Origin of the sequence: Xanthobacter autotrophicus (genome assembly GCF_030015065.1) — a bacterium.
Taxonomy (GTDB): domain Bacteria; phylum Pseudomonadota; class Alphaproteobacteria; order Rhizobiales; family Xanthobacteraceae; genus Xanthobacter; species Xanthobacter autotrophicus_D.
Window position 1 is genome coordinate 1 of the sequence record NZ_JAIVFN010000141.1, and the last position, 9,859, is coordinate 9,859.

At 67.7% G+C, this 9,859-nt stretch carries 11 protein-coding genes; 10 read left to right on the top strand and 1 reads right to left on the bottom strand.

Features of this window, described 5'->3' with window-relative positions; translation table 11 throughout:
• Positions 1-192: 192 nt before the first annotated feature.
• Positions 193-1,107, top strand: a complete 915-nt coding sequence (locus tag K9U40_RS20125) for a LysR family transcriptional regulator (protein ID WP_282891901.1) — start codon at positions 193-195, stop codon at positions 1,105-1,107.
• 86 nt (positions 1,108-1,193) lie between these two features.
• On the opposite strand, the gene K9U40_RS20130 is transcribed toward K9U40_RS20125, so the two are convergent.
• Positions 1,194-1,379, bottom strand: coding sequence for a hypothetical protein (locus tag K9U40_RS20130; protein WP_282891911.1), 186 nt, complete (start codon positions 1,377-1,379; stop codon positions 1,194-1,196).
• Here K9U40_RS20130 and K9U40_RS20135 point away from each other — a divergent pair.
• The 9 genes from K9U40_RS20135 (at position 1,296) to K9U40_RS20175 (ending at position 9,540) form a co-directional block, all read left to right on the top strand.
• A complete protein-coding gene (locus tag K9U40_RS20135) occupies positions 1,296-2,210 on the top strand; it encodes a threonine/serine dehydratase (RefSeq protein ID WP_282891909.1) in 915 nt (304 codons plus the stop codon). The genes K9U40_RS20130 and K9U40_RS20135 overlap by 84 nt on opposite strands.
• A 36-nt stretch (positions 2,211-2,246) precedes the next feature.
• A complete protein-coding gene (locus tag K9U40_RS20140) occupies positions 2,247-3,314 on the top strand; it encodes a DUF4392 domain-containing protein (RefSeq protein WP_282891902.1) in 1,068 nt (355 codons plus the stop codon).
• 25 nt (positions 3,315-3,339) lie between these two features.
• Positions 3,340-3,807 (top strand): RidA family protein, encoded by a 468-nt coding sequence (locus tag K9U40_RS20145; RefSeq protein WP_282891903.1) that lies wholly within the window; start codon positions 3,340-3,342, stop codon positions 3,805-3,807.
• A gap of 182 nt (positions 3,808-3,989) precedes the next feature.
• Entirely contained in the window at positions 3,990-4,826 is an 837-nt protein-coding gene (locus tag K9U40_RS20150; RefSeq protein WP_282891904.1) for a putative hydro-lyase, read from the top strand.
• Positions 4,827-4,922: 96 nt separating this feature from the next.
• On the top strand, positions 4,923-6,179 hold the full coding sequence (locus K9U40_RS20155) for an ABC transporter substrate-binding protein (RefSeq protein ID WP_282891905.1): 1,257 nt from the start codon (positions 4,923-4,925) through the stop codon (positions 6,177-6,179).
• Positions 6,180-6,226: 47 nt separating this feature from the next.
• Complete coding sequence (locus tag K9U40_RS20160; RefSeq protein ID WP_282891906.1) at positions 6,227-7,102, top strand: branched-chain amino acid ABC transporter permease; 876 nt, start codon at positions 6,227-6,229, stop codon at positions 7,100-7,102.
• Positions 7,102-8,112 (top strand): branched-chain amino acid ABC transporter permease, encoded by a 1,011-nt coding sequence (locus tag K9U40_RS20165; protein ID WP_282891907.1) that lies wholly within the window; start codon positions 7,102-7,104, stop codon positions 8,110-8,112. The genes K9U40_RS20160 and K9U40_RS20165 overlap by 1 nt, the downstream gene beginning before the upstream one ends.
• Complete coding sequence (locus K9U40_RS20170) at positions 8,109-8,843, top strand: ABC transporter ATP-binding protein (RefSeq protein ID WP_282891908.1); 735 nt, start codon at positions 8,109-8,111, stop codon at positions 8,841-8,843. Before K9U40_RS20165 ends, K9U40_RS20170 begins: the two co-directional genes overlap by 4 nt.
• Entirely contained in the window at positions 8,800-9,540 is a 741-nt protein-coding gene (locus K9U40_RS20175) for an ABC transporter ATP-binding protein (protein ID WP_414114983.1), read from the top strand. Before K9U40_RS20170 ends, K9U40_RS20175 begins: the two co-directional genes overlap by 44 nt.
• Positions 9,541-9,859: the final 319 nt, after the last annotated feature.

A 9,859-nucleotide genomic window follows, 5' to 3' on the forward strand; every position in this document is an offset into this window, starting at 1 on the left:
CACCCTGCCCTCCCCCGCAAGCGGGAGAGGGTTCCCCGGCTCTCGCAGGTGCAGACCGTTCCCGCCATCCCACGCAACGCGGCCCCTCTCCCGCCTGCGGGAGGGGGCAGATCGTGGCGGGGAGGAAGCCCCGATTGCCAGCGCCCCCCATCGGCCTACAATCGCATTCCCTCTTCAGGCGTATCGCGTTCGATGGTCGATTTCCGCAGCCTCGAAATCTTCTACTGGGTGTCGCAGCTCGAAAGCTTCAGCAAGGCGGCCGAGCGGCTGAACACCACCCAGCCCGCCGTGTCCCAGCGCATCGCCGCGCTGGAAACGGAGCTGCGGACCCGCCTGTTCGAGCGCTCCTCGCGCTCCATCAGCCTCACCGACAAGGGCCGGGTGCTGGTGGACTATGCTGAGCGCTTCCTGAGGCTGCGCGCGGCCATGCTGGAGGCGGTGGCGACCCCCGAGGCCATGCGCGGGGTGGTGCGGCTCGGCGTCTCGGAAACCATCGTGCAGACCTGGCTCGCCCGCTTCATCGAGCGCGCCCATGCGGTCTATCCCAACGTGCTCATCGACATCACCGTGGATGTGACGCCGGTGATGCGCGACGCGCTGGTGAAGCGGGAATTGGACCTCGCCTTCCTGCTCGGCCCGGTGAGCGAGCCGAACATGAGCAACCTCGACCTCGGCAGCTATGCGCTGGCCTTCGTCGCCGCCAGCGACCTGCCCATCGCGCCAGAGCCGCTGTCGCGGCGGGACCTCTTGAAATATCCGCTCATCACCTATCCGAAATCCACCTATCCCTACACCTTCCTGCGCGAGATCCTGAGCATTCCGGAGATCGGATCACCACGCCTGTTCAGCAATTCCTCCCTCTCCACCATCGTCCGCATGACCGAGGACCATATCGGCCTCAGCGTCATCCCCCCCGACGTGATCCAGACGGAGCTGGCCGCCGGCAAGCTGCGCGTGGTCGAGACCGAGATCAGCCTGCCCGACCTCGTCTTCACCGCGAGCTATCCCATGGCCATGGGCGGCGGCATCGCCGGCCCGCTGGCCGCCCTCGCCGTGGAGGTTGCCAGGGAGGACCAGGCGCAAGGAATGACCAATAAGCAGGCATGATCAAAGTTCATGCCAGATCATACTTTGAATGCATGCATGGAGCGTGGTGACATGACGGCCTCTCCCGCCGAGGCCAGCTCATGTCATCAAATCCCGCTCGTTCCGCTGTCGAAAGCGACATTGCTCCTGTATTCGCCGCCACGATCGCTGACGTAGAGGCAGCATACGATCGTATTTCCGGCCGGATCATCCGCACCCCGCTCTTCGAGAATACGGCAGTCAACGCCGCCTGCGGGGCGCGAATTCTCATCAAGCCGGAAATGCTGCAGCATACCGGCTCGTTCAAGTTTCGCGGCGCCTCCAATCGCGTGGCGCTGATGAGCACGACCGAGCGCGCCGGCGGCATCGTCGCCTGGTCCTCGGGCAACCACGCCCTCGCCATCTCGGCGGTGGCCGCGCGCCACGGCATCAAGGCCACCATCCTGATGCCCTCCGATGCCCCGCGCGCCAAGGTGGAGGGCGCCGAACGGCTCGGCGGCACCGTGCGCCTCTACGACCGCGCCACCGAGGTGCGCGAGGAGATCGGCGCCGACATCGCCGCGCGCACCCGCGCCGTCATCATCCCGCCCTATGACGATCCCCAGGTCATCGCCGGACAGGGCACGGTGGGCCTGGAACTCGCCGAGCAGGCCGCCGCCCTCGGCGCGAGCCTCGACATGGCGCTCCTCGCCTGTTCCGGCGGCGGCCTCGTGGCGGGTGCCGCCACCGCCCTCAAGGCCCGTTCGCCGGCCACGCAAGTCTACAGCGTGGAGCCCGCCGGCTTCGACGACACCGCCCGATCGCTGGCCTCCGGCAGGCCGGAGCGCAACGCGCCGGGCGCCGCGACGCTCTGCGACGCCCTGATGGTGCCCACCCCCGGCCTGCTCACCTTCCCCATCAACCGCGCGCTGCTCGCCGGCGGCGTCGCGGTGAGCGACGACGAGGTGAAGGCCGCCATGCGCCTCGTCTACGACACGCTCAAGCTGGTGGTGGAGCCCGGCGGCGTCACCCCGCTCGCCGCCGTGCTCGCCGGCAAGGTGGACGCCAGGGGCAAGACCGTGGGCGTCGTGCTCTCCGGCGGCAATGTGGATCCCGGCACCTACGCCGCCTGCATCGGCGCCTGAACCCGTTTCCCTCCCTTCCAATCCGCAGGGTTCGCCATGCTTGCCAAGGACACGGCCCTTTATGCGCGGGTCGCGCGCACCATCGACGATTTCATGTGCCTCGATTTCACCGGGGTCGGCCTCATCGGGCCGATCCGGGCGGCGCTGGCGCGCCGGCAGCCGGGCTTCATCGCCATGGGCGCGGCGGAGATCATCGCCGAAACCCTTACGACGAAGGGCGGACCCGCCCTCATCGCCACCGGCTTTCCCGAGGGCGGCGGCGTGCCGGAGACCGACGGGCCGGTGGGCGCGGCGCTCATCGCCCGGGCCCTGTTCCTCGGCTTCGGGGTGGAGAGCGTCATCGTCGTGGATGACGACTGGGCGGAGATGATGGCCGCCACCTGCCGGGGCGCCGGGCTCGCCCCCCTGCCCTTCCCGGCGGACGGCGTCATCCGGCCCGTGCCGTTCCTGCGCCCGGTCTATATCCGCACCGTGCCGAAGGATGCGGAAGGCTGCCGCGTGGTGGCCGACGACCTTCTGGAGCACACCCATCCGCGCCTGCTCATCGCCATCGAGCGGCCGGGCGCCAATGCCAACGGGCTCTATCACGGCCTCGGCGGGCGCCCGCTGGACGGCATGGTGGGCGACCTCGACTATCTGTTCCGCACCGGCAAGGCCATGGGCCTGCCCTTCATCGGCATCGGCGACGGCGGCAACGAACTGGGCATGGGCGTGATCGCCGCCGACCTGCCCGCCTTCTCGCCCAAGGCGGCGGACTGCGGCATTCCCGGCCGCGGCGGGGTCGCGGCGGCAACCGCCGCGGGCCACCTCGTGGTGGCCAACATCTCCAATCTGGGCGCCACCGGCCTCGTGGCGGCGCTCTCGGCGCTGCTGGAAAACCCGGTGGTGTTCCACCAGCCGGAACTGGAGGTGCGGGCCATCGAACAGTGCGTGGCTTTCGGCGGGGTGGACGGCATGTTCATGGCGCCGGAGCCGGCCGTGGACGGGCTTTCCGCCAAGGAATGGGAAGGCCTCGTGCGCACCCTGAAGCTCACCGTTGCCCGCACCCTGGGCGACAGCGTGAACTGGAAAGGCGACCGGGGCGACTGGCGGCAAGTCAAATGAAGACCCGCGAAACAAGGAATCGCCCATGACTGAAGCGGAAGACAAGCTCGCCGCCCTCGGCCTGACCCTGCCCGAAGCCGGCACCCCGCGCGGCACCTATGTGCCCTTCGTGCGGGTGGGCAACCTCGTCTTCATTTCCGGGCAGGGTCCGCGCCGTGACGGCACGCTGCTCTATGCCGGCAAGGTGGGCGCGGAGCGCACGCCCGAGGAGGGCTACGAGGCCGCCCGGCTATGCGCCCTCAACCTCCTCGCCCAGCTCAAGGTCGCTTGCGATGGCGACCTCGACCTTGTGACGCAGGTGGTGCGCGTGGCCGGGCTGGTGCATTGCGTGGACACGTTCGAGGGCCATCCCGGCGTCATCAACGGGGCCTCCGACCTGCTGTGCGCCGTGTTCGGCGCGCGGGGGCGGCATGCCCGCATCGCCAGCGGCGCCTCCTCCCTGCCCAGCGGAATGACGGTGGAGGTGGAGGCCTGTTTCGCCGTCAAACCCTGAGCCGGCGCGGATTATAAGCCCACCTTATCCGAAACAATCCTGAATCATCATTGGACCTTGTACGTCCTTCGTCGAAATAATGCCCATGGATCGAGCGCGCTCAATCCGTGGGCAGACCGCCAAGTGCACTCGACGCCAGATCAGCCCGAATCGCCACGGCGATGAACAGGACGAGCCTCCCGATGGCCAGCACCAGCACAGCAAGCCTCCGTGTCGCGCCCCAGCCGGACGCCTATTCCGCCTACCAGACCCCGCTGGCGGTGCGCCGGGCCTGCCGCAGCGGCGCGCTCACCGGCCCCACCGCCGGCATGGCGCCCGGCTACGTGCAGGGCAACCTCGCCGTGCTGCCCAAGGATCTGGCAGAGGAGTTCCTGCGCTTCTGCCATTTCAACCCGCGCCCCTGCCCGGTCATCGGCATGTCCGAGCCGGGCAGCTTCAAGGTGCCCATGCTGGGCGAGGACCTCGACATCCGCACCGACTTCCCCGGCTACCGGGTGTGGCAGGACGGCGAGGTCGTCGCCGACACCGCCGACGTGACCGACCACTGGCGCGATGATCTCGTCGCCTTCGTCATCGGCTGCTCCCTGTCGTTCGAGGAAGCGCTGATGGCCGAGGGCCTCCCCCTGCGCCATGTGGAGCGCAACGTGCGCGTGCCCATGTTCCGCACCAATGTGCAGTGCGTGCCGGCGGGCCGCTTCTCGGGGCGGATGGTCATGTCCATGCGGCCGCTGGTGCCGGCCCACGCCATCCGCGCCATCCAGATCACCACGCGCTTTCCCGCCGTGCACGGCGCGCCGCTGCATGTGGGCCTGCCCGAACTGATCGGCGTGAAGGACCTCGGAAAGCCCGACTACGGCGACGCGGTGGAGGTGCTCGACAACGAGCTGCCCGTGTTCTGGGCCTGCGGCGTCACCCCCCAGTCGGTGATCGCCGAGGCGCGCCCGTCCTTCGCCATCACCCACGCGCCGGGCTGCATGCTGGTGACCGACCGGCGCAACACCGAGTTCGCGATCCTTTGACAATGCCCGGGCGGCGACGCCCGGACTGACGCCGAAAACGGCGCAGACTGTAACGAATACCTGTCCAGACATCCTGACTTCCAGAGGGGATCTACCATGAACCGCAGAGAGCTTCTTCTCGCCGCTTCCGCCCTGCCGCTGGTCGGCCTCACCGGCGCCGCCTCCCGCGCCTTCGCGCAGGGCGCGCCGGAGGTGGTCATCGGCGTGCTCTACGCCATGTCCGGCCCGAGCGCCCAGGTGGGCATCGACGCCCGCCACGCCTTCGAGACCGCCGCCGAGATCATCAACGGCTCCTTCGACTTCGACATGCCCACCGCCAAGGCCCCCGGCCTTGCGGGCCTCGGCGGCGCCAAGGTGCGCCTCGTCTATGCCGACCACCAGGCCGACCCGCAGAAGGGCCGCGCCGAGGCCGAGCGCCTCATCACCCAGGACAAGGTCGCCGCCCTCATCGGCTGCTACCAGTCGGCGGTCTCCTCCACCGTCAGCGCGGTTGCCGAGCGCTACGGCGTGCCGTTCCTGTGCGCGGATAGTTCCTCGCCCAGCCTCCAGCGCAAGAAGCTGAAATACTTCTTCCGCCCGGCCGCGCAGGACGAGATGTTCTCCGCCGCCATGTTCGACTTCTTCGATACCCAGAAGAAAAAGGGCAAGAAGATCGACAGCGTCGGCCTGTTCTACGAAGACACCATCTTCGGCGTGGATTCGTCCAACGTGCAGCGCAAGCTGGCCAATGATCGCGGCTACAAGATCGCCGCCGACATCAAGTACAAGTCCAACTCGCCCTCGCTCTCGGCCGAGGTGCAGCAGCTGAAAAGCGCCGATCCGGACGTGCTGATGCCGTCCACCTACACCACCGACGCCATCCTGCTGGTGAAGACCATGGCGGAGCTGGGCTACAAGCCGAAGAACCTCGTCGCCCAGGCCTCGGGCTTCTCCGAGCAGGTGACCTACGACGCGGTGGGCGACAAGCTCGTCGGCGCCATCTCCCGCGCCTCGTTCTCGCTGGACCTCGCCGCCAGGCGCCCGTTCATCGGCAAGGTGAACGAGATGTACAAGGCCCGCTCCTCGCGCGACCTCAACGACAATTCGTCCCGCGAGCTGATGGGCCTCATCATCCTCGCCGACGCCATCGACCGGGCCAAGGCCACCGACGGCGCCAAGATCCGCGACGCGTTGGCGGCCACCGACTTCCCCGGCACCCGCACCATCATGCCCTGGTCGCGCGTGCACTTTAACGAGGAAGGCCAGAACCCCGACGCGAGCCCGGTCCTGCTGCAATATGTGGGCGGCAAGTTCGTCACCATCTTCCCCGACGACGTGGCCATCGCCGCGCCCATCTGGCCCATGAACGGCTGACGCCACGGCTGAAATCACGGCTGACGTTCCGGCTGGAAGGACACACAATGACCGCGCAAGCGCTGATCCAGGTGCTTGCGAGCGGCCTGCTCATGGGGCTCATCTATGCCCTGATCGCAGTCGGCCTCTCGCTCATCTTCGGGCTCATGGACGTGGTGAACTTCGCCCATGGCGAATTCCTCATGATCGCCATGTACGCCACGTTCGGCCTCGTCCTGTGGACGACGCTCGATCCCATCGTCGTCGCACCCCTGGTGGTGGGGCTCATGTTCTGCGTGGGCGCGTTCGTCTACGTGGCGGTGGTGCGCTATGCCATGCGCACCAAGGCGAATGCCGGCATGGTGCAGATCTTCTCCACCTTCGGCCTCGCCATCCTCATCCAGGGTGCGGCCCAGTATTTCTTCACGCCCGACTACCGCTCCATCAAGACCTCGTGGCTCGGCGGGCACACGCTTGACCTCGCGGGCATCTTCCTGCCCTGGCCGCAGATCTATGGCGGCCTCATCTCCATCGCCGCCTTCGCCGCCCTCTCCTTGATTTCGCGGACCGACTTCGGCAAGGCGCTCGAAGCCACCCGCGAGGACCAGGGCGCTGTCGCCCTCGTGGGCATCGACCGCAACAAGGTGTTCGCCATCGGCTGGGGCCTCGGCGCCGCCCTCGTGGGCCTCGCCGGCACGGTGCTCGCCATCTTCTACTATATCCATCCCCAGGTCGGCGCGACCTTCGGCACCATCGCCTATGTGACGGTGGCGCTGGGCGGCTTCGGCAGCGTGTTCGGCGCGCTGGTGGCCGGCATCATCGTGGGGCTGGTGGAGGCCATCACCGCCCTCATCCTGCCACCGACCATGAAGGCCGTCGGCATCTTCGCCCTCTATCTCGCCGTGGTGTTCTTCCGCCCGAGCGGCCTGTTCGGAAAGCTGTGATGAGCGACGCCACCCTCTCCTCCCTCAAGCTCTCCGGCGACGCCTTCCTGGCCAAGCGCCGGCGCCAGCTCATGGTCGCGGCCGCGGTGTTCGCCGCCGTGGCCTGCCTGCCTTTGGGCATCGGGGACGTCTATCTCCAGAACGTCCTCATCCTCACCCTGCTCTATGCGGCGGTGTCGCAAAGCTGGAACATCCTGGGCGGCTATTGCGGCCAGATCTCGCTGGGCCACGCCCTCTACTTCGGCATCGGCGCCTATGCGGCATCCGTGCTGTTCGTGAACTACGACATCGTGCCCTGGTTCGGCATGGTGGTGGGCGGCGTGCTCTCGGCGGCGCTGGCGGTGGCCCTCGGCTTCATGACCTTCCGGCTGAAGGGGCATTACTTCGCCATCGCCACCCTGGTGATCGCGGAAATCGGCCTCGTCCTGGTCCACAACTGGGATTTTGTCGGCGGCGCCCTGGGCATCCAGTGGCCGTTCGGCGCCGACAGCATCTGGACCCTCCAGTTCGCAAGGGACAAGGTGCCCTACTTCTACTTCGCCCTCGGGCTGCTGGTGGTGGTGTGGCTCGTCACCTACGTCATCGAGAATTCCCGCTGGGGCTTCTGGTGGCGCGCGGTGAAGGACGATCCGGAGGCGGCCGAAAGCCTCGGCGTGGAAGTATTCCGCTCCAAGCTTGCGGCGGCGGCGGTGTCGGCCTTCTTCACCGCGGTGGGCGGCGGCTTCTATGCGGCCTTCGTCTCCTACATCGACCCCGAGAGCGTGATGAGCTTCCGCTTCTCCCTGCTGTTCGCCCTGCCGGCGGTGCTCGGCGGCATCGGCACCCTGTGGGGCGCGCCGCTGGGCGCGGCCATCCTCATCCCCCTCACCGAGATCACCCGCTCCTATCTCGGCGGGTCGGGCTCCGGCCTCGACCTCATCATCTACGGCGCGCTGATCATGGCGGTGGCGCTGGCCAAGCCGGAAGGCCTGCTCAGCCTCTTCACCCGCAAGTCCGGAGGCAAGGCATGAGCTCGAAGATCCTCCTCCAGACGCTGAACGTCACCCAGCGCTTCGGCGGCCTCGTCGCCAATTCGGATGTCTCCGTCTCCATCCGGCGCGGCGAGATCCTGGGGCTGATCGGCCCCAACGGGGCGGGCAAGTCCACCCTGTTCGCGGCCATCTCCGGGGCGCGGGTGCCCACCTCCGGCTCCATCGTGTTCGAGGGCGAGGACATCACCCGCATGCCGGCGGCCGAGCGCTGCCGGCTGGGCATCGCCCGCACCTTCCAGGTGCCGCGCTCCTTCGATTCCATGAGCGTGGCCGAGAATGTGATGATCGGCGCCTTCGTGCGCCACGCCAACGCCACCCGCGCCCGTGCCGCCGCTCTGGAGGTGCTGGACTATGTGGGCCTCGACGGCCGCGCCGATGCCACCGCCGGCCAGCTCACGCCGCCGGAAAAGCGCCGGCTGGAGGTGGCCCGCGCCATCGCCACCGAGCCCAAGCTCCTGCTGCTGGACGAGGTGCTTACCGGCCTCACCCCGTCCGAGGCGCGCCTCGGCATGGATCTGGTGCGCAAGGTGCGCGACCGCGGCATCACCGTGGTGATGGTGGAGCATGTGATGGAGATCGTCATGCAGCTGGTGGACCGGGCCATCGTGCTCAACCTCGGCAAGCTCCTCGCCGAGGGCAGCCCCGCCGACATCGTCCGCAACGAGGATGTCATCACCGCCTATCTCGGGGATCGCCACCGTGCTGCTTGAAGTCCAATCCCTGACCACGGCCTATGACGGCCTCATCGCCATTTCCGACATCTCGGTGGAGGTGAAGGCGGGCGAGATCGTGGTGGTGGCCGGCGCCAACGGCGCGGGCAAGTCCACTTTGCTGAAATCCATCGCCGGCATGGAACGCCCCAGGGGCGGCACCGTGACCTTCGCCGGCGATCGCATCGACGGCATGGCCGGCCACCTCATCACCGCGCGGGGCATCGCCTACGTGCCGGAGGCCAAGCGCCTGTTCCCGCGCCTCACGGTGGCGGACAATCTGCGCCTCGGCAGCTATCTGCACGCCGACAAGGCCGACCGCGAGGCGCCGCTGGAGCAGGTCTTCGCCCTGTTCCCGCGGCTCAAGGAACGCCTGCCCCAGAAGGCGGCGACCCTCTCCGGCGGCGAGCAGCAGATGCTCGCCATCGGCCGCGCGCTGATGACCCGCCCGCGCCTGCTCATGCTGGACGAGCCATCGCAGGGCATCATGCCCAAGCTCGTGGACGAGATCTTCGACGCGGTGAAGACCATCCGCGACACCGGCGTCACCATCCTGCTGGTGGAGCAGCGGCTGGTGGAGAGCCTGGAGATCGCCGACCGCGCCTATGTGCTGCAGACCGGCCGGGTGATCCTGTCCGGCTCCGCCGCCGAAGTGCGCGAAAATCCGGACGTGCGCCGCGCATATCTGGGCATCTGACGGCGCGTCGCAACGGCAGAAGCCAAGCGATCAAACCTCATGGCCGGGTGTAACCTTATCAAAGTGAGCCAAATCGAGGTGATTGTCTCAGTTTGAAAGCCTGCAGCCCTGACAGAGCGCACCGCGGAACCCTCTCCCGCTTGCGGGGGAGGGCAGGGTGGGGGCAACACGTATTTTTCGCTAGAGCACGCGCCGATCAGATTGCATCGCAAGCTGATCGGACAACGCGTTCTCTTTCTTAAGTTTAGAGGGCGATTCCCCGAGCAAATTGAACCAATTTGCTCGGTTCGCGCTCTAGCACCGCCGACGCCTTTTGGGG